This window comes from Microbacterium sp. LRZ72, assembly GCF_033792225.1.
Lineage (GTDB): Bacteria > Actinomycetota > Actinomycetes > Actinomycetales > Microbacteriaceae > Microbacterium.
Genome location: NZ_JANGEX010000007.1, coordinates 51929 through 74651 on the forward strand (window position 1 = coordinate 51929; position 22723 = coordinate 74651).

Genomic DNA, 22723 nt, shown 5'->3' on the forward strand with positions numbered 1-22723 from the left:
AGAGAGCGGGGCGGATGCCGGGGGCCCGGCCGTCAGCAGTGGTGGCGGCCGCGGGGGAGCACCAGCGGCGTGCCCGAGACCGGATCGGGGATCACCTCGCAGTCCAGCGCGAAGACGTCGCGGACGACGGCCGGGGTGATCACCTCCGCCGGTGTGCCCACGGAGTGGACGCGACCCTCGTGCACCGCGACGAGCGAATCCGCGTACCGGGCCGCGAGGTTGAGGTCGTGCAGCACCATCACGATCGTCGTGCCGCGGTCGCGGTTGAGATCGGTGAGCAGGTCGAGCACGTCGATCTGGTGCGCGACGTCGAGGAACGTGGTCGGCTCGTCGAGCAGCAGGATGTCGGTCTGCTGAGCCAGGGCCATGGCGATCCAGATGCGCTGACGTTGCCCGCCCGACAGCTCGTCCACCGGCCGGTCCGCCAGGTCGGCGGTGCCGGTCGCCTCCAGAGCGTCGGCGACGGCGGCGTAGTCCGCTTCGGTCCAGCGGGCCAGAAAGCGCTGGTGCGGATGCCGGCCCCGGCCCACCAGGTCGGTCACGACGATGCCCTCGGGGGCGCTGGGGCTCTGCGGCAGCAGCCCGAGCCGGCGCGCCACCTCGCGCGAGGGAAGGCGGTGGATCTCCTCGCCGTCGAGCAGCACCGATCCCGTGCGCGGACGCAGGAGCCGTGCGAGCGCCCGCAGCACCGTGGACTTGCCGCAGCCGTTCGCGCCGACGATCGCCGTGATGGTGCCGGTGGCGATGGCCAGGTCGAGGTCGTGGACGACCTCGCGGTCGCCGTAGGCGAGGGTGATGCCCTCGGCCTGCAGGCGGGGCGTGTGCGTCACAGGGAGCCTCCGGAGCGGTTGGTGCGGACGAGCAGGTAGACGAGGTACGGCGCTCCGAGCACGCCGGTGATCACGCCGACGGGGTAGCGGGTGCCGAACACGAACTGGCCGATCAGGTCGGCGACCAGCACGAGAAGTGCGCCGACGAGTCCGGCCGGCAGCAGCAGTGAGGCGCCCGGTCCGACCAGGCGCGCGGCGATCGGGCCCGCCATGAACGCCACGAAGGCGATGGGGCCGCTGGCCGCGGTGGCGAAGGCGAGCAGGCCGACCGCCGCGAGGATCAGCACGAACCGGGTGCGGTTGGTGCGCACGCCGAGGGCGGCCGCGGAGTCATCGCCCAGGTGCAGCGCCGCGAACGCGCCGGAGTGCGCCATCAGTACCGGCCCCAGCACCAGGACGACGATGAGCAGTGGCAGCGTGCGCTCCCACGTCGCCCCGTTGAGGCTTCCGGTCAGCCACTGCATCGCGCTCTGCAGATCCCACGCGGCGGCGCGCGAGAGCAGGTAGGTGATGAGGCTGTCGAGCATGGCGCCGACGCCGATACCGATGAGGATCAGCCGCGTGCCGGCGAAGCCGCCCTTGTGCGAGAGCAGATAGATCGCCGTGGCCGTGCCCAGCGCCGCGACGAGGGCGAACACCGACATGGCCTGGTCGCCGAGTCCGAGCGTGACCCCGGCGAACACCGCGGCCGCGCTGGCCCCCGCGCTGATGCCGATGACATCGGGCGAGGCGAGTGGGTTGCGCAGGAGCGTCTGGAAGGTCACGCCCGCCAGACCGAAGGCGAACCCCGACAGCAGCCCGAGCGTGGCGCGCGGCAGTCGCAGCTGCCCGACGGTGAACGAGGCCCCCGGCACCTGCTCGCCGAGGATCACGGCGACGACCTCGCCGGGGGAGTAGAACGTCTGGCCGACCATGAGGGTCACGGCGTACGAGGCCAGAACGAGCACGGCGAGCGTGGTGACGACGCCGACGCGACGGCGGGCGCGGACACGGCGGCCGTGCCGGATGGTCTCGAGGGTCACAGTTCGCGCACCTTCTGCCGCCGCACGATCCAGATGAAGACCGGGGCCCCGATGAAGGCGGTCACGATGCCGACCTCGATCTCTTCGGGGCGCGTCACGACCCGGCCCAGGATGTCGGCGGCGGTCAGCAGCCCGGCGCCGACGATGGCCGAGAACGGCAGCAGCCAGCGGTGGTCGGTGCCGATCAGCAGGCGGCAGATGTGCGGCACGACGAGGCCGACGAATCCGATCGGTCCGGCGATCGCGGTGGCCGCGCCGGCGAGGATCACGGCTCCGACCGCCGCGAACAGCCGCGTGCGCGCGACCCGCACGCCGAGCCCGGCGGCCATGTCGTCGCCCAGCGCGAGCGAGTTCATGCCCCGCGCGCTGGCGATGCAGATGAGGGCTCCCAGCCCGAGGAACGGGGCGACGACGGCGATGCGCTCCCAGTCGGCACCGCCCACGCCGCCGATCTGCCAGAACCGGAAGCTGGTGAGGATGTCGACGCGCGGCAGCAGGATGGCGCTCACGAGTGACATGAAGGCGGCCGACGACGCCGCGCCGGCCAGGGCGAGCTTGAGGGGAGTGGCTCCGCCGCGCCCGAGTGAGCCGACGGCGTAGACGAAAGCCGAGGCGGCGGCGGCCCCCAGCGTGGCCACGCCGATCGTGGCGTAGGGGCTGACCAGGCCGAAGAAGGCGATACCGATCACGACCGCCAGCGCCGCACCCGCGCTCACACCGAGGATGCCGGGATCGGCCAAGGGGTTGCGGGTGATCGCCTGCATCGCCGCGCCCGAGAGGGCGAGGGCTGCTCCGATGAGCATCGCGAGCACCGTGCGGGGAATGCGCAGGATGACGGCGGCCTCGCCGATGCCGCTCGTGTCGCCGCGCAGGGCGGCGAAGATCTCCGTGATCGACACATCGCGGGCGCCGAAGGCCAGGGAGGCCACGAAGAGTGCCGCGAGAAGGAGGACGCCTGCGATGAGCCACGCCAGGCGAACGGCTGTCGGACGCCGCAGCGGGGCGGTGTCCGACAGCCGTCCGGATGCCGTGGCGGTGCTCAACCGTTCTCGGGCAGCGCGCCCGCGAGAAGACCGAGATACTCGTCGATGCCCCAGCGGATCGACAGCGGCGACGGGTTGGCCGAGGCGGCGAGCGGCGTCGAGTCCTGCAGCACCGCGATCGCATCGTTCTCGATCGCCGGGATCTGCGACAGCAGCGGGTCGGCCTGGATCTGGGCGACCATCTCGCCCTCGGGGTCGCCGTAGGTGACGAACACGTCGACGTCGTCGAAGCGGTCGGCCGCCTCGGAGCTGATCGTGACGTAGAACTCCTCGGTCTCGGCCGACTCCTCCTCGACGACCGTCGGCATCGGAAGGCCGATCGACTCGAGGAACCCGGGGCGGGTGTCGTGGGTGGTGTAGAACCCGATCTGGCTGAAGTCGGCCGGGTCGATGTAGGAGAAGAGCACCGTCTTGCCCTCGAGCTCGGGGTAGCCCGCCAGCGCGTCGTCGATCTCGGCATCCAGCTCGCTGATCAGCTGCTCGCCCTCCTCTTGAAGGCCGAGCGCGGTGGAGTTCAGCCGCACCATCTCTTCCCACGGCGTCGCCCAGGCGACCTCGGGGTAGGCGACGACGGGGGCGATCTGCGACAGGGTGTCGTACTCTTCCTGGGTCAGGCCGGAGTACGCCGCCAGGATGACGTCGGGCTGGGTGTCGGCGACGGCCTCGAAGTCGATGCCGTCGGTCTCGTCGAAGAGCACGGGCGTCTCGGCCCCGAGCTCCTCGAGCTGGTCTTGGACCCAGGGCAGCACGCCGTCGCCGTCATCGTCGCCCCAGGTGGCCTTGCTCATCCCGACGGGCACGACGCCCAGCGCGAGCGGCACATCGTGGTTCGCCCACGCGACCGTCGCGACGCGCTCGGGCTTGTCCTCGATGACCGTCTCTCCGTAGACGTGCTCGACGGTGATCGGGAATCCCTCCGACGCGGCGGGCTCGGCGTCGCCGCTGCCGGTGTCGGCACCGGTGGAACACGCGGTCAGAGCCAGGGCCGCGGTCGCGGCGAGGGCGAGCGGCAGCGCGCGTCGGTTGAGGTTCATCGAACGTCCTTCGGGGTCGGGGGCCGGAGCGGCATACTTAGGTTACCCTAACCGTACCTTGCACGTCACATCTCCGGACGACCCGCGCGCCAGTACCCCATGAACGCCACCGAGCGGCGATCGACGCCGCGGTCTCGCACCAGGTGCCGGCGCAGCTGCTTGATGGGTGAGGCCTCGCCGGCGAGCCAGGCGTAGAACGGTCCCCGTTCGAGCAGCGGGTTGCCGGCGGCATCCGTCGGCACATCCCAGAGGATTCCCGCCTCGATGTCGATGTCCTCGAACGCCTCCGTCGAGCCGGTCGAGGGTGCCAGCACCGTCTCGGCCGCCTGCTGCACGGCCGGCACGAGCAGCGTGCCCGTCGGATCCTGCCCGCGGGCAACGACGCGCACCTCGACGCCCGGGGGCGGCACGGCGAGCGCTGCCGCGTCGTCGGCGTGCGGCACCTCGATGACGGCGATGCCGGTTGCGGATGCCGGGAAGCGCTCGAGGATGCCGGAAACGGCGGGCAGCGCCGTCTCGTCCGCGGCGATGAGGATGCGCTCCACGCCGGCCGGTGGGCGGAAGTCGATGCCGCCGTGGAAGTCGCCGGCGAAACCCGTGTGCGGCACGCACACGACGATCTCGTCGCCGGGGCGGGCATCGAGCGCCCACGACGAGGCGGGGCCCAGGCGCCCGTGCACGGCGATGTCGACATCGAACTCGGCCGACTCGGAACGCACCTCGCGCACCGTGTACGTGCGCATCGGCGGACGCGCGTCGTTGTCGAGCTCACGCCACGCGGCGTACCACTCGTCGTCGAGAGGCATGGCGTCGAGTCCCGCCGTCGGCGTCGGGAAGAGGATCTTGAAGCGCTGATCCAGGCGGTTGTCGGCGACCGTGGCGATCTCGGGGCCGGTGAGCGTGAAGCGACGGAAGGTGGGACTCACCTCATGGATGCGGGCGACCTGCGCCCGCATCGGGACGAAGGCCACCTGGGGGGAGCGGGTCGGGGTGATCACTTAGGTGACCCTAACTGCGGTCACCGGCGGGCACAAGTCGCCGGGGCTGCTCACCCCATCGACGACTGGCGCGCGGCGACGGCCCGCTCTACGGCCGCGAAGAGCGGATGCTGCGGGTCGAGACCCGTCACGCCGGCGGTGACCGACGCGGCATCCTGTTCGCGCAGGAGCGTCTGCAGCCGCACCGACTGCTCGTCGTCGGGGTCGTCGAAGGCCAGGGCGGCCCCCATCGCCGCCACGAGGGCGTCGGTGGGCAGGCCTCGTTCGGCCGCCTCCGCCGCGGGGCCCACGAAGCGTTCATGCCGGGAGAGCTTGCGCAGGGGCTGGCGGCCCACCCGTCCGACGGTGTCGGGGAGCGCCGGGTTGCGGAAGCGGGTCAGAATCGTCTCGCGGTACTCGGTCAGGTGATCGGGGTCGAGCTCGTGCTTGGCGACCAGCAGCGCCGACGTCTCCTCGAGCACGGCGCGCACGCGCGACGCGATCCGCTCGTCGGCGAGCGCGTCCGAGATCTTCTCGACGCCCGCCTGCGCGCCGTAGTAGGCCGTCGCGGCATGGCCGGTGTTGACGGTGAAGAGCTTGCGTTCGATGAAGGGCGTCAGATCTTCCACGAAGTGGGCCCCCGGAATCGACGGAGGGTGCTCGCCGAAGGGGGGCCGTTCGATGGCCCATTCGTAGAAGGGCTCGACGGTCACGTCGACCCCGGGGTTGTGCTGCGGCGCGGGCACGATGCGATCCACGGCGGTGTTGGCGAACAGCGCGCGTGCGGATACGGCATCCCACGCCTCGCCGGCCTGCGAGCGGATCTCATCGCGCAGGAGGTCGGTGGCACCGATCGCGTTCTCACATGCCATCACCTGCAGGGGCGCCGCGTCGGCGGCCCGCGCGCCCAGCCCGGCGAGCACCAGCGGGGCGACGAAGGGCAGCACGGTGGGACCCACGGCGGTGGTGACGACGTCGGCGGTGGCGATCTCGTCGATCACCGCCTGCGGGTCGTCTCGGCTGTTCAGGGCACGAAAGCCCGTGACCACGCGATCCGAGCCGCCCTCGCCGACCTCGTGCACCGTGTACGACGACTCGGCGTTGATCGCGTCGACCAGTGCACCCGCGACATCCGAGAAGACCACCTCGTAGCCGCCCTCGTGCAGCAGCAGGCCGACGAAGCCGCGCCCGATGTTGCCGGCGCCGAAGTGGACGGCTTTCATGACTCGTTCACCGCGCTGAGCTTCTCGAACAGCGCCTCGGGGGTGGCCGTCTCCTTCAGCGCCGCCACCTCGTCCTCGTCTGAGAACATGATCGCGATCTGCGAGAGGATCTCGAGGTGCTCGTCGCCCTTGCCGGCGATGCCGATGACGAAGGTGACGGACTCGCCGCCCCAGTCGATCCCGCCGTCGTAGCGCACCACCGAGAGCGCGGAATCGAGGATGGCGTCCTTGGTCTCGTTCGTGCCGTGGGGGATGGCGAGTTCATTGCCCATGTAGGTCGAGACGGTCTGCTCGCGCTGCTGCATCGCGTCGAAGTATGCCGTGGTGACGGCGCCGGCCGCCTCGAGGATGTCGGCTGCCTCTTTCATCGCCTCTTCGCGTGATGCGGAGCCGGCGTGGATCCGAACCTGACCGATAGAGAGAACATCGCGTGCCATGGTGGTGCCTTTCTGTTGATCAACCTCTTGCATGTCCCACCTTTTCAGCCTTCGGGGCGCCGGATGCCTGAAAAGGTGGGACATCGACGGGTGTGGACGCCGCGGGGTCGGTGACTGAGCGCCAACCGACCCCGCGACGTGATCAGACCCTACGCACCATCCTCGTGCTGGTCGCGCACCAGGGTCACGACCTCGTCGTACTTCGGCGAGTTCATGAAATTGTCGACCGAGACGTGGATCGCGTCCGGGGTCTGATGCCGGGCACGGTCGGTGAGCTGGTTCTGCGTGATGACCAGGTCGGCCGAGCGGTCGAGGTTCGCGATCGACTTGTTCGTGACGGTGACGTCCTCGATGCCGGCCTTCTTGATCTTGTTCCGCAGCACGCTGGCACCCATGGCCGACGAGCCCATGCCCGCGTCGCAGGCGAACACGATGGTGCGCACCTGCTTCGTGGTCAGCAGCCCGCCGTCGGCACGGCCGCCGGTCTCACGCTCAGTCTCGAGCTTGTCCAGCGACTCCTCCGCGTCGTCGACCGCAGCGCGGTCACGGCCGTCCGACGCGCGGAGGGCATCCATCGCGGCGGACGACTTGCCCTTGTTGGCCTCGGTCTGCGAGATCGCCGCGGCGAACGTGTCGCCTTCGGCGAGCAGGTCGCGCTTACGAGAGGCGCGCAGGATGACCGCCGTGAGAAGGAACGTCACCGTCGCCGCGAGGATGACCGAGAGGTATACGACGAGCAGGTTCGCGATTCCGCCGGCGGCGGGGCTCGAGGCCGCCGCAGTCACGGCGATGATGCTGCCCGGGGCGGCGGGGAAGGCCAGACCGCCGTTCAGCAGCATGTTCGTGGTGACGCCGGTCGCGCCTCCCGCGATGAGGGCGAGGATCGTCATCGGCTTCGACAGGGCGTAGGGGAAGTAGATCTCGTGGATCCCCCCGAAGAACTGGATGATGATCGCGCCCGGTGCCGATGCCTTCGCCGCGCCGACGCCGAAGAACGTGAATCCCAGCAGCAGGCCGAGGCCCGGTCCGGGGTTGGCCTCGATGAGGAACAGGATGGACTTGCCGGTCTCGGTCGCCTGCTCGATGCCGAGCGGCGTGAAGACGCCGTGGTTGATGGCGTTGTTCAAGAACAGCACCTTCGCCGGCTCGACGATGATCGAGACGAACGGCAGCAGGCTGAGGCTCACGAGCCAGGCGACGGCCGCACCGAGCACATCGCTGAACCAGAGGATCGCGGGTCCGAAGATGAAGAAGCCCAGGATCGCCAGCAGCATGCCGAGGATGCCCGCCGAGAAGTTGTTCACCAGCATCTCGAAGCCGGGCCGGATCTTGCCGTCCCAGAGCTTGTCCATCTGCTTCGTGACCCAGGCCGCGATGGGACCCATGATCATCGCGCCGAGGAACATCGGGATGTTCGTGCCCACGATCACGCCCATGACGGCGATCGTGGCGACCACGCCGCCCCGCTCGCCGTAGACCATACGGCCCGCGGTGTTCGCGATGAGAAGCGGGAGCAGATAGGTGATCATCGGACCGACGAGGCCGACGAACTGCGGGAAGGTGTTGCCGTCCGCATCGACGGCGAGGGTCGTCATGGCGCCGGGCCAGTTGATGACATCGGCGTTGCCGAACCCGCCGAGCAGCGGCGCGACGGGCTCCCAGAACCCGAGCCACCCCACTCCGATGAAGAGCATCGTGATGAAGCCCCACGCGATGAAGGCCGCGATGTTGGGCATGATCATGCCGGAGAGGAACGTGCCGAAGCGTTGGACTCCGACCCGCGCCTTGTTTGCCCCGTTTGCCCCGCGCTTCGCGGGGGGTGACGTCGTCGTCATGGCGTTCTCTTTCTCTGAAGGGTGTTCTCAGGGTGTGGGTACGAGCGGGTTCGCCACGGCCTGGGCGTCGTGGCGTGCTTCCGCCGCTCCGTCCGCGGCCAAGGCGACCTCGGCGACGCGCCGGGCATCGTCGAGGGTGTGCGCGAGCAGGGTGGCCCGCACGTCGGCGAGCGCGGTCGGAGCCATCGACAGCGTCGTGGCGCCGAGCCCCACGAGCACGACGGCCAGCAGCGGGTCGGCCGCCGCCTCACCGCAGATCCCGACGGGCTTGCCGAGGTCGGCGCCGGCGGCCCCGACCTCGCGGATCAGGCGCAGCACGGCCGGATGCCAGGGGTCCTGATATGCGGCGACCGAGCCGAGCATGCGGTCGGCGGCGAGCGTGTACTGCGTCAGGTCGTTCGTGCCGATCGAGGCGAAGTCGGCGTGGGTGAGGATGCGGTCGGCCAGCAGCGCGCTCGAGGGCACCTCCACCATCACGCCCGCGGTCTTCACCCCGTACTCCCGGGCGAGCGTGACGAAGTACTCCGTCTCGGCCACCGTGGCCACCATCGGCGCCATCACCCACAGATCGGCGGATGTCGCGGCATCCGCCTCGGCGAGGGCGGTGAGCTGCTCGCGCAGGATGTCCTCACTGGCGCGCAGCGCGCGCAGGCCGCGCATGCCGAGCGCCGGGTTCTCTTCGTGCGCGTCGTTCAGGAAGGGCAGCGGCTTGTCGGCGCCGGCATCCAGCAGGCGCACGACGACCTTCTTGCCGGGGAACGCCTCGAGCAGCTGGGTGTACGACGCCTTCTGCTGCGCCACCGTGGGCGCCTGGCTCGCGCTGAGGAACAGGAACTCGGTGCGGAACAGCCCGACGCCCTCGGCGCCGAGCTCGACCGCCTCGGCGGCGCCCGCGGGGGAGCCGAGGTTCGCCAGCAGCGGGATCGGCGTGCCGTCCGCGAGGGCCCCCGGAGTCAGCGGGGCCACCGCGGCCTCGGCGCGAGCCGCGGCCCGGGTGGTCGCCCGGCTGAGCTCGTCGGGCGTGGGCTCTTTGACGACCAGATCGGCCGCGGCATCCACGATCACCGTCTCGCCGTCGACGAGATCGGTGGCCCCGGCGACGCCGACGATCGCGACGATCGCCTTCTCCCGCGCGAGGATCGCGGTGTGCGACGTGGGGCCGCCGTCGGTGGTGATCAGAGCGAGCACCTTGTCGAGGTCGAGCATCGCCGTGTCGGCGGGCGCGAGATCGCGGGCGACGAGCACGAAGGGGTGGCCGGGATCGGGCACGCCCGGCGCGGCGACGCCCATCAGGCGCGCGATCACACGTTGGGCGACGTCGTCGAGGTCGGCGGCGCGTTCGCCGAGGTAGCCGCCCACCGCCTCGAGCTGGGCGCGGAACGACTGGAAGGCGTCGTGCACGGCGAACTCGGCGGTCTTGCCGGCGGCGATGCGGCTGTCGAGCTCTTCTTCGAGGGTCGGGTCCTCGGCCATCATGGCCTGCGCCTCGAGCACCTCGCGAGCGGTGCCGCCGGTGAGGGTGGCCCGCTCCTCGAGCTCACGCGCCACCGCCTGAACGGCCTCGCGCGCCCTGGCCGTCTCTTCGTCGGGGGAGCGGTCGCTCGCCTCGTCCGGGGGCGGGGGAAGCGGGGCGGCCATGCGCGCGACCGGGCCCTGGGCGACCCCCAGCCCGATGCCGACTCCCCGAAGCTCGGACATGCTCACGCGGCGTCGTGGTCGGTGGTGAGCAGCTCGGACAGGTGGTCGAGCGTCCGCTCACCGGCATCCGCATCGTCGGTGTCGACGGCGAGCGTGACGTAGTCGCCCTGTTCGACGCCGAGCGAGATGACCCCGAGGATGCTCGCGGCGTTGACCGGCTTGCCCGCGTCCTTCGCGATGGTCACGGGAGAGCCGGCGTCTTTCGCAGCCTGCGCGAAGAGCTTCGCGGGGCGCGCGTGCAGTCCGTGCGACGAGCCGATGCGGACGGTGCGGGTGATCTCGGCCATGGTGGTCCTCTCGAAGGGGTCGAATCAGGCGGTCAGGTCGGGGTGGGGCGAGCCGTCGGCCGGCGCGGGCGTCGACAGCACGTCTCTGGCGTGGGCCAGCGTCCGGGTGCCGTCCTGGTCGGCGAACACATCGTCGGGCAGCAGGCTCACGAGCACGCCGCGGTTCGCCGCGAGCTCTCGGATGCGGGTCAGCTGGTCCTCGAGATGAGGACCGACGAGCAGAACGTCGGCGGAATCGAGGTCGATCGGCAGCGAGGCGTGCGTGCCGGCGGACGCCTGGATGCTCACGCCCGCCCGCTGCGCGGCCTTGCGCAGGCGCATCGCCACAAAGGTGCTGGACGCTCCCGCGCCGCAGACCACGAGGATCCTCATCGATCCCACCTCCTTCTGCTCAATCTTGTGAGAATGCTGAGTGCCCGACAAGGCACCTCCTCTTCCGCCCCGGCGGAAACCGGCTGCGGCGTGGTTGACTAGCGGAAGTCCACCGGAGGCAGGGCCCGCCGTGTGCGGGGTTTCGCGAGGATGAGCTCGCGGGAAGGGAACCGACATCTCGTGACACGGGCGCGGCAGGACAGGGTGATCGCCCTGCTGGCCCGGCGGGGGGACTGGCTGACCGCCGCGCACCTCGCGGATGCCCTCGGCGTCACACCGCGCAGCATCCGCAGCTACGTCACCGCGATCAACGCGCGGGTGCCGGCGGGCGACGCCGTCGAGTCGGGTCCGCTCGGCTACCGCATCGACCGCGCGCACCTCGCCGCGCTGCGCGACAGCTCGCCCGAGACCGGGACTCCGCGGGATCGGCTGCACACGCTCGTCCGCGCGCTGATCGACGCGGAGGACGGGCTCGACGTGCACGAGAGCGCGGGGCGCTTCTACGTCAGCGACGCGACCTTCGAGGGCGATCTCGCGCGGGTCCGGGCGCTGATCGCGCCGACCGGGCTGACGCTCGAACGCTCGGCCGCGCGCGTGCGGCTGCGCGGCCCCGAGGGGGAGCAGCGGCGGCTGCTGAGCCGCCTGGTGCACGATGAGATGGATGCGGGTGCGCTCGACATGCCGCTGCTGCGGCGCTCGCTGGGCGCGGAGTACGTCGACCCCGACACCCTCGCCGCGTTCAAGTCCGACCTCGTCGCGGCGCTCGCGCCCCGCGGCTTCTACGTCAACGAGTACGCCATCACCGACGTGCTGCTGCACGTGGCGATCGCCGTCGACCGCACCCGCCGCCGCCGCGTGATCGAGGATGCCGACCCCGTCGAGGGGGCGACCGCCGAGGTGGCCGCCACCGTGGCCGAGCTGATCTCGCGTCACTTCAGCGTCGAGCCCGCCCCCGCCGAAGCCCGGCACCTCGCGACGCTGCTGCTGACGCGGGTCGTCGCGCCCGCCGAGGATCACGGCGAGGACGCCCGCCAGCGCCTCGACCCCGAGGTCGAGAGTGCGGTGCGGGATGCGGTGCAGCGGGCCGCGGCAGAGTTCGCGGTCGATCTCGACCACGACGACTTCGTGCTGCGCCTGGCCCTGCACGTGCAGAATCTGCGGCATCGGGCGCGCACCGGCGCGTGGTCGCGCAACCCCCTGACCCGCTCGATCAAGTCGAGCTACCCGATGATCTTCGAGATCGCGGTGTTCCTGTCGGTGCAGCTGCACGAGCGGCTCGAGCTCGAGCTGCACGACGATGAGCTCGCCTACATCGCGATGCACGTGGGCGGCAGGCTCGAGCGCAGCCGCCGCGCCGACGCGATCGTGACCGCCACCATCGTGTGCCCCGGCTACTACGAGCTGCACGAGCTGCTGCGCTCCAGCGTGGACCGGTCGCTGTCGCAGGCGATCGAGGTCGTGACCGTCGACACCCGCGCCGACCCCGACTGGTCGGCGATCGACAGCGACCTCGTGCTGACCACGATCGCGCCGCCGACGGCATCCGACCGCGTCGTGCGGGTGCAGCCGTTCCTCACCGAGGCCGATGTGGAACGGGTGCAGGCGGCGGCGGCACGAGTGCGCCGGGCGCGGCGGCTCGCCCGGCTGCGGGCCGAGCTGGAGCAGTACTTCGACGCGTCGGCGTTCGTGCGGGGATTGGATGCCGCGGCCGGCGAGGACGACGTGATCCGGCAGCTCGGAACGCTGCTCGTGGCGCGCGGCGTCATCGACGAGGACTACATCGAGCGCACGATCGAGCGGGAGCGGCTGTCGTCGACCGCGTTCACCGACGCGCTCGCGGTGCCGCACGCGCTGACGATGACCGCGACGCGCACGGCGATCGCCGTCGCCGTGGGCGAGCAGTCGATGCCGTGGGGCGATGCGCGCGTGCAGGTGGTGGCCCTCGTGGCCTTCAGCGAGAACGACCGCGAGGCGTTCCAGACCATCTTCGAGCAGCTGGTCGAGGTGTTCTCCGAGCGCGAGAGCGTGCAGCGCATCGTGCGCCGCGGCGTGGATTTCGCGGGTTTCCTCGACGAGCTGGTCGCCGTCATCGACGGCTGATGTCGACGCGCCCGCGCGGCGGGCCATATCGTGGCGGCAAGAGCGGCGGCGACGAGCCGCGCGGCGCAGCGAGGAGGTGGCCGGTGCCGGAGCGGAGGATCACCGTGACCACGCCCGAGGGGCTGCACGCACGGCCCGCCGCCGAGCTGGTGCGACTGGCGCGGGCGCACGGCGCACCCGTGCGCGTGGGCGTCGACGGTGGCGAGCCGGTGGATGCCGCCGGCATCCTGGGTCTCATGACGCTCGGGGTCGAGCGGGGCGACACCGTGATCGTCACCGTGGACGGCGCGGGGGCGGAGGTGCTGCTCGCGCGCATCGAGGCGCTGCTCGCGTCCGCGTAGCGGTGCTGCCGGCCCACGTGTCGCCGGCACCCAGACCGGGGCATCTGTGGTGCTGACCGGCGGCTGCGGGGCAGGTGAGGTGCTGTGGGGCAGTGTCTGCCGTGCCCCACAGCACGGCGCGTGCCCCGGTTCGCTGCGTCGCACCTGCGGGGCCTCGGCTCCGCCCCCACCCCGCATCACACCAGACCGCCCCGGCGCACCGGTGGCCGGATCGAGAAGCGTGCGAGACGTTCGCCCAGCGCCTGCGCGTTCGGGATGTGTGTGGTCCCCCACCGGGCGAGACGCCGGTGGGTGCTGCCGCGGATCCAGTCTTCGCGCCACTTCTCGTCGGTCAGCGCCTGCGCTGTGGTGCGCCCGTTCAGCAGGGTGGGGTCGGTGTACTTGGACTCCCCGTCGAACTCGCCGAACGCCTCCACATCGTCTAGCCCGAAATCGACGTAGTAGGTGGTGCCACCCGGGCCGCGCACGGCAACCTGCAGGTCGGGCACTGCGAAACCGAGTCGCACGAGGTAGAGCCTGCTCACGCTCTCGCCCGGTAGGTGCGCGCGCGGATCAGCGAATTCGATCACCCGCCGGGCGCGGATGCCGCCCCGCGCGAATTCGGCTGCGTGCGCGAGCGCCCGTTCTCGCAGCCGCACGACCTCTGGATGGGCGGGGTCGCGCGAGACGCCGCGGAGGGCAGCGTCCGCCGCCGCTATTGCGGTCTCGGGGAGCGACGTGCGAGCGATATCGGCCACGGTGGCGGCGAGATCCGTGACGATCAAGCCACTGACTGTCCGCAGCGCTCGGTCGACGCCGCCGTCTCGGTGCCGCACCACACCGGGCGTCGCGCCCTTGCGCGGATCGGGGACGATCGTGTGCACTGCCGGGGACCCGGTTCGAACGAGTGGCAGCCCCTGCACCGCTGCAGCCGTCGTGTGTGAGAACACGGGCGGGTCGCCTGCGGCGAGCGCCCACGCCCGCGCAAGTACGATGGTGCGGGCCTCGAATCGCATGCCGCGCCAGTCCGCGCCCGAGACGAGGATGCCGCGGCGCACGCGCACGAACGCTCCGCCGTCGATCAATCGCGCCAACCGGCGCGACGTCACGCCGGCACGATAGAGCTGCGTGGTGCGGGTCAATTCCACGGCGAACGCATCGCTTCCCATATAGCAATCCTGTGCGGTTGCGATGCGACTCGATGCGGCTGCGTGCGTCCGTCGGGAATGCGCTTGCCGGTGGCTCCCGGGGGAGGACGAGTCACGCGGATGCCGGTCGCCCCGCTGTGGGGCAGGTTCTGCGTTGTGGGGCAGGTTCTGTCATGCCCCACAGCACGTCAGCTGCCCCCGGCTCGCGCGGCCGCGCGTACCCGGACTCGCCCGGCCGCCGTCACGCCACGAGCGCGCGCGCGGCGTCCTCCAGGCGGACGACGCGTGCCGCGGCATCGGCCGCCGTGTCGCCGCGCGCATCGATGTAGACCTTGAGCTTGGGCTCCGTTCCACTCGGGCGCACGATCACCCGCGAGCCGTCTTCGAGCCGGTAGCGCAGCACGTCGCCCGAGGCGCCGCCGTCGGTCGGATGGAGCAGGTCGTCGGCCTGCGCGACGGCGACACCGCCCCACGCGGCCGGCGGTGCGCTCCGCAGCCGCGCCATCGTCTGGGCGATGATGCCCAGATCGGTCACCCGCACCGACACCTGCGTGCTGGCGTAGTGTCCGAACTCGTCGCCGAAGCGCTCCAGCTCGTCGCGCAGCGTGGAACCTCGCGCGTGCGCATCCGCGGCGATCGCGAGCACGGCGACCGCGGCCGACACACCGTCCTTGTCGCGGACGGACCCCGGGTCGACCAGGTAGCCCAGCGCCTCCTCGAACCCGTACACGATGCCGGGCGCGCGCGAGATCCACTTGAACCCGGTGAGCGTCTCGCGAAAGACGAGGCCGTACCGGTGGGCCACCGCCTCCAGCCCGGGGGAGGAGACGAGCGAGCAGGCCAGGGTCGCACCTTCGCCGGCGCCGGCCGACCGTGCACGCCTGGCCGCCCACCAGCCCAGCAGCAGCCCCACCTCGTTGCCGGTGAGCCGGCGCCAGCCCCCGTCGGCCGCGTGTCCGCTGTCGGGGATCGCCACGGCCAGCCGATCGGCATCCGGGTCGTTCGCGAGCACGAACTGGGCGCCCGCACGGCGCGCCGTGGCGAAGGCCAGGTCCATCGCCCCGGGCTCCTCCGGGTTGGGGAAGGCCACGGTCGGGAACGAGCCGTCCGGCGCGGCCTGCTCGTCGACAAGGGTCGGATGCGGGTAGCCCGCGGCGTCCAGGACGCGCTCGAGCGTGTGCCACCCCACGCCGTGCAGGGGCGTGTACACCCAGCGCAGCGCGTCGGCGGCCGACGGGGCGGGGGCGACGGCGGCCGAGGCGGCGACATACGCGTCGAGCACGCTCTGCGGTGCGACCTCGTAGTCTTCGGAACGCGGCAGCGCGTCCACCCGCTGTGTGCGGGCGACGTGGTCGATCTGCGCGGCGATGGCGGCGTCGGCCGGCGCCACGATCTGCGTGCCCTCGTCCGCGCCCCCCAGATAGACCTTGTAGCCGTTGTCCTCCGGGGGGTTGTGGCTTGCGGTCACCATCACGCCGGCGTCGGCGGCGAGGTGGCGCACCGCGAACGCCAGCACCGGCGTGGGCAGCATCTGCGGGAGCAGGATCGCCCGCAGGCCCGCGCCGGCGAAGATCTCGGCCGAGTCCCGGGCGAAGACGTGGGAGTTCTTGCGCGCGTCATAGCCGATCACGACCGACGGCTGCTCCGCCGCTTCCGGGCGCTCCCGCAGGTAGGCGGCGAAGCCTGCGGCGGCCTGCGCGACCAGCACCCGGTTCATGCGGTTGCTGCCGGCCCCGAGGGCTCCCCGAAGCCCGGCGGTCCCGAACGCCAGGCGCGATCCGAACCGGTCGACCAGATCCGCGGATGCCGCCGCGTCGCCGCCCTCGGCGGCCGTGATCAGCGACTGCAGCTCGGCGCGCGTCTCGGTGTCGGGATCCTGCGCGAGCCACGCGCGGGCCGCCTCGATCGCGCCGCTCGGGCCGGCGGCATCCGGCGTCGTCACATCGCTCCGATCACGCGGGCCAGCAGCGACGAGATCACGGGTTCGGCCTCGCGGCCCGCGTCGATGACCTCCTGATGGCTGAGGGGCGTGGTCTGGATGCCGGCGGCCTTGTTCGTGATGAGAGAGAGCCCGAGCACCTCCATGCCCGCCTGCCGGGCCGCGATCGCCTCGAGCGCGGTGGACATCCCCACGATGTGTCCGCCGATGGTCTTGGCCATCTGCACCTCGGCGGGGGTCTCGTACTGGGGTCCGCGGAACTGGCAGTAGACCCCTTCATCGAGGCTCGGATCGATCGAGCGGGCCAGATCGCGCAGCCGCAGCGAATACAGGTCGGTCAGATCGACGAAGGTGGCGCCCTCGAGCGGCGAGTCGGCGGTGAGGTTGATGTGGTCCGAGATCAGCACCGGCTGCCCCGGCTTCCACGCCGGCTTGATGCCGCCCGCGCCGTTGGTCAGCACCATCGTGGCCGCGCCGGCCGCCGCGGCCGTGCGCACGCTGTGCGCGACCCGGCGCACGCCGTGGCCCTCGTAGTAGTGCGTGCGCGCGCCGATCACGAGCACGTGCTTGCCCCGCGGCGTGCGGACGCTGCGCAGAGTGCCGACGTGTCCCTCGAGCGCGGGCGCGCTGAACCCGGTGACCTCGGTGGCGGGGAACTGTGCAACCGTCTCGCCCAGCAGCTCCGCCGACTTTCCCCAGCCCGAGCCGAGGGTGACGGCGATGTCGTGCGTGTCGACGCCCGTGATGCGACGGATGTCGTCGGCGGCGCGTCGGGCCACCTCGAACGGGTCGGCGGCCGGATCGGTGAGGGGGTTGCTGAGCTGCGCTGACATGAGACCACTTTAGGAAGGCCGGGGTCGCCGGGCCAGCCCCACGCCGTCCGCGGCGCGCCGCGCCGCCGCCGGTGCGCCCCGGCCGTGCCTCGGCGCGGGACGGCCGCGCCGGGATGACAGAATGGGGGCATGTCGGGTGAGTTCGAACGGACGCAGCGGATCGCAATCATCGGCGGAGGCCCCGGCGGGTACGAGGCGGCGCTCGCAGCCGCCCAGCTCGGCGCCGACGTCACGCTGGTCGAACGCACCGGCGTGGGCGGGTCCGCGGTGATCACCGACGTCGTCCCGTCGAAGTCGCTCATCGCGACGGCCGATGCCGCGTCGGCGATCAAGGAGGCCACCGACCTCGGCGTGCAGTTCTTCGCGCGGGGGGCGGACGGCCAGCCGAGTCGTCCCGAGGTCGCGATCAATCTGCGGGCCGTCAACAAGCGGCTCCTGTCGCTGGCGAGCCAGCAGTCCGACGACATGCGCGCGTCGCTCGTCGAGGCCGGCGTGCGCATCATCCCCGGCTACGGGCGGCTCGACGGACCGCATGCCGTGGTCGTCTCCACCGGTCCCGGCGGCACGGACTTCGATCGGGTCGAGGCCGACACGCTCGTGGTCTCGGTCGGCGCGGCGCCGCGCGAGCTGCCGAGCGCGAAGCCGGACGGCGAGCGCATCCTCACCTGGACCCAGCTGTACGACATGCCGGCCCTGCCGGAGCACCTGATCGTCGTCGGCTCCGGCGTCACGGGAGCCGAGTTCGCCTCGGCGTATATGAACCTCGGATCGAAGGTCACGATCGTCTCGAGCCGCGACCAGGTGCTGCCGGGCGAGGACCCCGACGCCGCCGCGGTGCTCGAGGGCGTCTTCCGACGCGGCGGGATGAAGGTGCTCTCGAAGTCGCGCGCCCAGTCCGTCACCCGTGAGGGCGACGGCGTGGTCGTCACGCTCGAGGACGGCCGCACCGTCGAGGGCAGCCACTGCCTGATGGCTGTCGGTTCTGTCCCCAACACCGCCGGCATCGGTCTCGAAGAGGCCGGTCTGCAGCTGAGTCCCTCCGGCCACATCCGCGTCAATCGCGTCGCGCGCACCTCGGTGCCCAACATCTACGCCGCGGGGGACTGCACCACGTTCATGCCGCTGGCGTCGGTCGCCTCGATGCAGGGCCGCACCGCGATCTTCCATGCGATGGGCGACGTGGTCATCCCGATCGACCGGCGGCTCATCGCGGCGAACATCTTCACGGCCCCCGAGATCGCCACGGTCGGCTACAGCGAGCAGGACGTGACGGACGGCAAGATCCTGGGCGTCGTACACAAGCTGCCGCTCTCGGCCAACCCGCGCGCCAAGATGATGGGCATCAAGGACGGCTTCATCAAGCTGATCGCGCGTCGCGGCTCGGGCACCGTGCTCGGCGGCGTGATCGTCGCCCCCAAGGCGTCCGAGCTGATCTATCCCATCGCCGTGGCCGTCGACCGCCGCCTCAGCGTCGACCAGCTCTCCCGCGCCTTCACCGTCTACCCGTCGCTCACGGGCGGGATCACGGATGCCGCGCGCGCCATGCACATCGTCGATGCCGACGCCGAGGCGGGCGACGACGCCTGACCCCTGCCGTGCGTTGAGCGAGCGGAGCGAGTCGAAACGTGGGTAGTGCCGGTTCCGTATCTCGCTCAACCGCCGGCGCGCGGCGGGCGTCAGGAGATGGTGAGCAGCGCGTGACCGGCCGAGACGGTCGTGCCGGGGTTCGCGTCGATAGCGCCGATGCATCCGTCCTTGTGCGCCTGGATGGGCTGCTCCATCTTCATCGCCTCGAGAACGACGACGAGGTCGCCCTTGACGACCTGCTGCCCCTCCTCGACGGCGACCTTGACGATCGTCGCCTGCATGGGGGCCTTCACGGCGTCTCCCGACGTTCCGGCGACGACGGTGCGCGCGTGGTCGCGTCGCGACGGCGGCACGGCGGCGGGGCGACCGGTGGATGCCGGTGAGCTGGCGACGCGGTCGGGCAGACTGACCTCGAGGCGCTTGCCGCCCACCTCGACCACGACGGTGTGCCGGGCCTCGTCGGGCGCGGGATCGCCGAGCTCGCCGTCCCACGGCGGGATGTCGTTGTCGAACTCCGTCTCGATCCACCGCGTGTGCACCCCGAAGCGTCCGTCCTCGGCGGTGAACGCCGGGTCGCGCACGACCTTGCGGTGGAAGGGGAGCACGGTGGGCATGCCGGCGACCTCGAACTCGTCGAGCGCGCGTCGCGCCCGGCGCAGGGCCTCGGCGCGGTCGCGGCCGGTGACGATGATCTTCGCCAGCAGCGAGTCGAAGGCCCCCGAGACGGTGTCGCCGGCGGTCACGCCCGAGTCGAGCCGGATGCCGGGACCGCCGAAGGTCTTGAACACGTGGATCGGGCCCGGCTGCGGCAGGAATCCGCGCCCCGGGTCCTCACCGTTGATGCGGAACTCGATGGAGTGCCCGGACACCTCGGGGTCGACGTCGTCGAGCACGCCCCCGGCGGCGATGCGGAACTGCTCCCGCACGAGGTCGAGTCCCGTGACCTCCTCGGACACGGGGTGCTCGACCTGCAGGCGGGTGTTGACCTCGAGGAAGGAGATCGTGCCGTCGGCACCGACCAGGAACTCGCAGGTGCCCGCGCCGACGTAGCCGACCTCGCGCAGGATGGCTTTGGAGGCGGTGTAGAGGATCTCGGTCTGCTGTTCGGTGAGGAACGGCGCGGGCGCCTCCTCGACCAGCTTCTGGTGGCGACGCTGCAGCGAGCAGTCGCGGGTGGACACGACGATGACGTGGCCCTCGGCATCCGCCAGGCACTGCGTCTCGACGTGTCGCGGGCGGTCGAGATACTTCTCGACGAAGCACTCGCCGCGGCCGAACGCCGAGACCGCCTCGCGGGTGGCGGAGTCGAACATCTCGGGGATCTCATCGAGCTCGCGCGCGACCTTCAGTCCTCGACCGCCGCCGCCGTACGCGGCCTTGATCGCGATCGGCAGGCCGTGCTCGCGGGCGAACGCGACGACCTCGTCGGCCGATTCGACGGGGCCGGGTGTGCCCGGGGCCAGCGGCGCCCCGACCTTCTCGGCCACGTGCCGGGCCGTGACCTTGTCGCCGAGCGCGTCGATCGCCTCGGGGGAGGGTCCGATCCATGTGAGTCCCGCATCGATGACGGCGCGGGCGAACGCGGCGTTCTCGGCGAGGAAGCCGTAGCCGGGGTGCACGGCGTCGGCGCCCGAACGGCGGGCGATCGAGAGCACCTTGTCGATGGACAGATACGTCTCCGCACCGGTGGCGCCGCCGAGGGCGTACGCCTCGTCGGCGAGTTTGGCGTGCAGGGCCTCGCGGTCCTGGTCGGCATAGACGGCGACGGAGCCGATTCCGCTGTCGCGCGCGGCGCGGATGATGCGGACGGCGATCTCGCCCCGGTTGGCGATGAGGACCTTGCCCAGCTCTGGCATGGATGCCAGCCTACCGACGCGAGGACCCCCCACTTTGACCCTCCTCGACAAGAACGCGAAGAAGACGTGGGAGAACTCCTACAACGGCTTTCGCGGCTGTGCCCAGAGCGACGTCCAGTCGACTCCCAGTCGGCGCACCAGCATCCGCACCGTCGACAGCGACATCCCCACCACCGTCGAGGGATCGCCCTCGACCCGTTCGATGAATGCCGCACCGAGGCTGTCGACCGTGAATGCACCGGCGACGCCCAGGGGCTCGCCGGTCGCGACGTACGCCTCGATCTCGGCATCCGTGACGTCCGCCACGAAGGTCACCGAGGCCCGTGCGACGGCGTGTTCCTCGTGAGCCCCGCCGTCGGCGCTGACGCGGAAGACGGAGTGGCCCGAGTGCAGTGTGCCCGTGCGGCCTCGCATCGCGTGCCAGCGCTCGATGGCGCGCTCCGGCGTATGGGGCTTGCCGAGCACGGCGCCGTCGAGCTCGAACATCGAGTCGCCCCCGATCACGAGGCCGTCGAAGCCGGGGTCCTCCAGGGTCAGCCGGGCGACGACATCCGCGGCCTTGCGCCGGGCCAGCAGCGCGACGTGCTCGTCGGGAGTGAGCACGCGGGATTCGGCGGCCTCGACCGCCTCGATCACGGCCTCCTCGTCGACCTCGGGCGCGACGAGTTCGGGTTCGATCCCCACCTGGCGCAGCAGCATCCGTCGGGCCGGCGAGGTCGAGGCGAGGCAGACGCGCATGTGCCCAACCTACCGACCGTGGCGGTGACCCCGCGCGCAGGCCCCCGTAGCCCGCGACCGTCCATCGCGGCTGCAGTTTTCGGCGGCGGTTGCGCCGATCGCTGGCGCCCGGGCCGAAAAGTGCAGCCGCCGTGCAGGGGCGCTGTGGAATGCTCGGGGGGTGCAACCCGACGACACCATCGAACTCGACGTGACGGATGTCGCGCACGGCGGCGTATTCATCGCCCGGCACGAAGGACGGGTCGTGTTCGTCTCGGATGCCGTGCCCGGCGAGCGCGTGCGCGCCCGGATCACCGACACCGGCCATGCGTCCTATTGGCGCGCCGAGACGATCGACGTGATCGAGGCCTCGCCCGACCGTCGACCGCACGTCTGGCCCGACGCCGACCTGTCCCGCCCGGCGGGGAACCGCCCCGGCGGCGCGGATTTCGGGCACATCGCGCTCGCCGCCCAGCGCTCCCTCAAGCAACGCGTGCTCACGGATGCGCTGTCGCGGTTCGGGCAGGTGCGGCTCGACGTCGAGGTCGAGCCCGCCGGTGCCGGCGAGACCGTGGACGGCACCCGATGGCGCACGCGCATCGGCCTGCATGTCGCGGCGGATGGGAGCGTCGGACCGGTCGCCGCGCGCAGCCATCGCGTGATCCCGGTCGCCTCGCACCCGCTCGCGGCGGCGCCCATCGAGCGTGCGGCACTCTCCCTGGCACAGGAAAAGCCCGGGCGCATCGACCTGGTGCTGCCCGCCGACGGCGACGTGCGCGTCGTCCGGCGACCGGAAGCGCCGGCGCGCCGGTCCGGCCGCCGCCCGCCGCGGCGGGTCGAATCAGGGGCGAGCGACACGATCACCGAGCGGGCCCTGGGACACGACTTCTCAGTGGATGCCGGCGGCTTCTGGCAGGTGCACCGCCTGGCGGCGGACACCCTCGGCACCGCCGTGGTGCAGATGCTCCGCGAGCACGGCTTCGACCCCGTCGCGCCCAACCTGGATCTGTACGGCGGGGTCGGGCTCTTCGCCGCGGCGATGGGGGTGGCCGGCGGTCCGGACACGCATGTCACGAGCGTCGAGTCGGCACCCGGGGCGACACTGCACGCCACCTCGAACCTCGCCGGTCTCGGGAGTGCCCGAGCCGTCACCGGCCGGGTCGATCGCTTTCTGCGCGGTGCCGCCGGCGCGGACGAGGCGGGCTCGTTCTCGGGAGCGACCGTGCTGCTCGATCCGCCCCGCGCCGGGGCAGGGCGCGAGGTCGTGCGCTCGATCGCCGCTCTCGCGCCCCGCATCGTGCTCTACGTCGCGTGCGACCCCGTCGCACTGGCCCGGGATGTCGGCACATTCGGTGAGGCCGGCTATCGGGTGAGCGCGATGCGGGCGTTCGACCTGTTCCCGAACGCCCACCATCTCGAGGCGATCGCGGTGCTCGAGCCCAATGGTCGCTGACGTGACGCATCG

Annotated in this window: 20 protein-coding genes; 4 read left to right on the plus strand and 16 right to left on the minus strand. The window is 71.6% G+C overall.

Annotation, left to right across the window (positions count from 1 at the left end; genetic code table 11):
- Positions 1-32 precede the first annotated feature (32 nt).
- The 11 genes from M4I32_RS09235 to M4I32_RS09285 form a co-directional block, all read right to left on the minus strand.
- On the minus strand, positions 33-830 hold the full coding sequence (locus M4I32_RS09235; protein ID WP_319034193.1) for an ABC transporter ATP-binding protein: 798 nt from the start codon (positions 828-830) through the stop codon (positions 33-35).
- A complete protein-coding gene (locus M4I32_RS09240) occupies positions 827-1852 on the minus strand; it encodes a FecCD family ABC transporter permease (RefSeq protein ID WP_319034194.1) in 1026 nt (341 codons plus the stop codon). Before M4I32_RS09240 ends, M4I32_RS09235 begins: the two co-directional genes overlap by 4 nt.
- The gene (locus M4I32_RS09245; RefSeq protein WP_319034195.1) at positions 1849-2895 is read right to left on the minus strand and encodes an iron ABC transporter permease; all 1047 of its coding nucleotides are present in this window, start codon (positions 2893-2895) and stop codon (positions 1849-1851) included. Before M4I32_RS09245 ends, M4I32_RS09240 begins: the two co-directional genes overlap by 4 nt.
- The gene (locus tag M4I32_RS09250) at positions 2892-3929 is read right to left on the minus strand and encodes an iron-siderophore ABC transporter substrate-binding protein (protein ID WP_319034196.1); all 1038 of its coding nucleotides are present in this window, start codon (positions 3927-3929) and stop codon (positions 2892-2894) included. The genes M4I32_RS09245 and M4I32_RS09250 overlap by 4 nt, the downstream gene beginning before the upstream one ends.
- A 65-nt stretch (positions 3930-3994) precedes the next feature.
- Positions 3995-4927 carry a siderophore-interacting protein gene (locus M4I32_RS09255; protein ID WP_319034197.1) on the minus strand — a complete coding sequence of 311 codons (933 nt, stop codon included), beginning with the start codon at positions 4925-4927 and terminating at the stop codon, positions 3995-3997.
- Positions 4928-4977: 50 nt separating this feature from the next.
- Positions 4978-6129 (minus strand): mannitol-1-phosphate 5-dehydrogenase, encoded by a 1152-nt coding sequence (locus tag M4I32_RS09260; protein ID WP_319034198.1) that lies wholly within the window; start codon positions 6127-6129, stop codon positions 4978-4980.
- Positions 6126-6566 carry a PTS sugar transporter subunit IIA gene (locus M4I32_RS09265; protein WP_319034199.1) on the minus strand — a complete coding sequence of 147 codons (441 nt, stop codon included), beginning with the start codon at positions 6564-6566 and terminating at the stop codon, positions 6126-6128. The genes M4I32_RS09260 and M4I32_RS09265 overlap by 4 nt, the downstream gene beginning before the upstream one ends.
- Before the next feature lie 149 nt (positions 6567-6715).
- Positions 6716-8401 (minus strand): PTS mannitol transporter subunit IICB, encoded by a 1686-nt coding sequence (locus M4I32_RS09270; protein WP_319034200.1) that lies wholly within the window; start codon positions 8399-8401, stop codon positions 6716-6718.
- 27 nt (positions 8402-8428) lie between these two features.
- A complete protein-coding gene (ptsP, locus tag M4I32_RS09275) occupies positions 8429-10099 on the minus strand; it encodes a phosphoenolpyruvate--protein phosphotransferase (protein ID WP_319034201.1) in 1671 nt (556 codons plus the stop codon).
- 2 nt (positions 10100-10101) lie between these two features.
- Positions 10102-10386, minus strand: coding sequence for an HPr family phosphocarrier protein (locus tag M4I32_RS09280; RefSeq protein ID WP_319034202.1), 285 nt, complete (start codon positions 10384-10386; stop codon positions 10102-10104).
- A gap of 24 nt (positions 10387-10410) precedes the next feature.
- Entirely contained in the window at positions 10411-10758 is a 348-nt protein-coding gene (locus tag M4I32_RS09285) for a PTS sugar transporter (protein ID WP_319034203.1), read from the minus strand.
- A 150-nt stretch (positions 10759-10908) separates the two neighbouring features.
- Here M4I32_RS09285 and M4I32_RS09290 point away from each other — a divergent pair, with 150 nt between their 5' ends.
- Together M4I32_RS09290 and M4I32_RS09295 are read left to right on the plus strand one after the other, a co-directional pair.
- Positions 10909-12858, plus strand: a complete 1950-nt coding sequence (locus tag M4I32_RS09290) for a BglG family transcription antiterminator (protein ID WP_319034204.1) — start codon at positions 10909-10911, stop codon at positions 12856-12858.
- Between the two features lie 83 nt (positions 12859-12941).
- Positions 12942-13199: an HPr family phosphocarrier protein gene (locus tag M4I32_RS09295; RefSeq protein WP_319034205.1), complete on the plus strand. Its 258-nt coding sequence runs from the start codon at positions 12942-12944 to the stop codon at positions 13197-13199.
- A gap of 176 nt (positions 13200-13375) precedes the next feature.
- On the opposite strand, the gene M4I32_RS09300 is transcribed toward M4I32_RS09295, so the two are convergent.
- The 3 genes from M4I32_RS09300 to M4I32_RS09310 all read right to left on the minus strand — a co-directional run bounded on the left by M4I32_RS09300 (position 13376) and on the right by M4I32_RS09310 (position 17098).
- Positions 13376-14347 carry a hypothetical protein gene (locus M4I32_RS09300; protein WP_319034206.1) on the minus strand — a complete coding sequence of 324 codons (972 nt, stop codon included), beginning with the start codon at positions 14345-14347 and terminating at the stop codon, positions 13376-13378.
- 220 nt (positions 14348-14567) lie between these two features.
- Positions 14568-16268, minus strand: coding sequence for a phospho-sugar mutase (locus M4I32_RS09305; protein WP_319034207.1), 1701 nt, complete (start codon positions 16266-16268; stop codon positions 14568-14570).
- Positions 16265-17098, minus strand: coding sequence for a purine-nucleoside phosphorylase (locus M4I32_RS09310; protein WP_319034208.1), 834 nt, complete (start codon positions 17096-17098; stop codon positions 16265-16267). The genes M4I32_RS09305 and M4I32_RS09310 overlap by 4 nt, the downstream gene beginning before the upstream one ends.
- Before the next feature lie 129 nt (positions 17099-17227).
- Between M4I32_RS09310 and M4I32_RS09315 the strand changes: the two genes are divergently transcribed.
- Positions 17228-18685 (plus strand): NAD(P)H-quinone dehydrogenase, encoded by a 1458-nt coding sequence (locus M4I32_RS09315; protein ID WP_319034209.1) that lies wholly within the window; start codon positions 17228-17230, stop codon positions 18683-18685.
- Positions 18686-18774: 89 nt separating this feature from the next.
- Here M4I32_RS09315 and M4I32_RS09320 read toward each other — a convergent pair whose 3' ends face one another.
- Together M4I32_RS09320 and M4I32_RS09325 are read right to left on the minus strand one after the other, a co-directional pair.
- Positions 18775-20541: an acetyl/propionyl/methylcrotonyl-CoA carboxylase subunit alpha gene (locus M4I32_RS09320; protein WP_319034210.1), complete on the minus strand. Its 1767-nt coding sequence runs from the start codon at positions 20539-20541 to the stop codon at positions 18775-18777.
- A gap of 78 nt (positions 20542-20619) precedes the next feature.
- Positions 20620-21279, minus strand: coding sequence for a Maf family protein (locus M4I32_RS09325; RefSeq protein ID WP_319034211.1), 660 nt, complete (start codon positions 21277-21279; stop codon positions 20620-20622).
- Between the two features lie 160 nt (positions 21280-21439).
- Between M4I32_RS09325 and M4I32_RS09330 the strand changes: the two genes are divergently transcribed.
- Positions 21440-22711: a class I SAM-dependent RNA methyltransferase gene (locus M4I32_RS09330; protein WP_319034212.1), complete on the plus strand. Its 1272-nt coding sequence runs from the start codon at positions 21440-21442 to the stop codon at positions 22709-22711.
- Positions 22712-22723 lie beyond the last annotated feature (12 nt).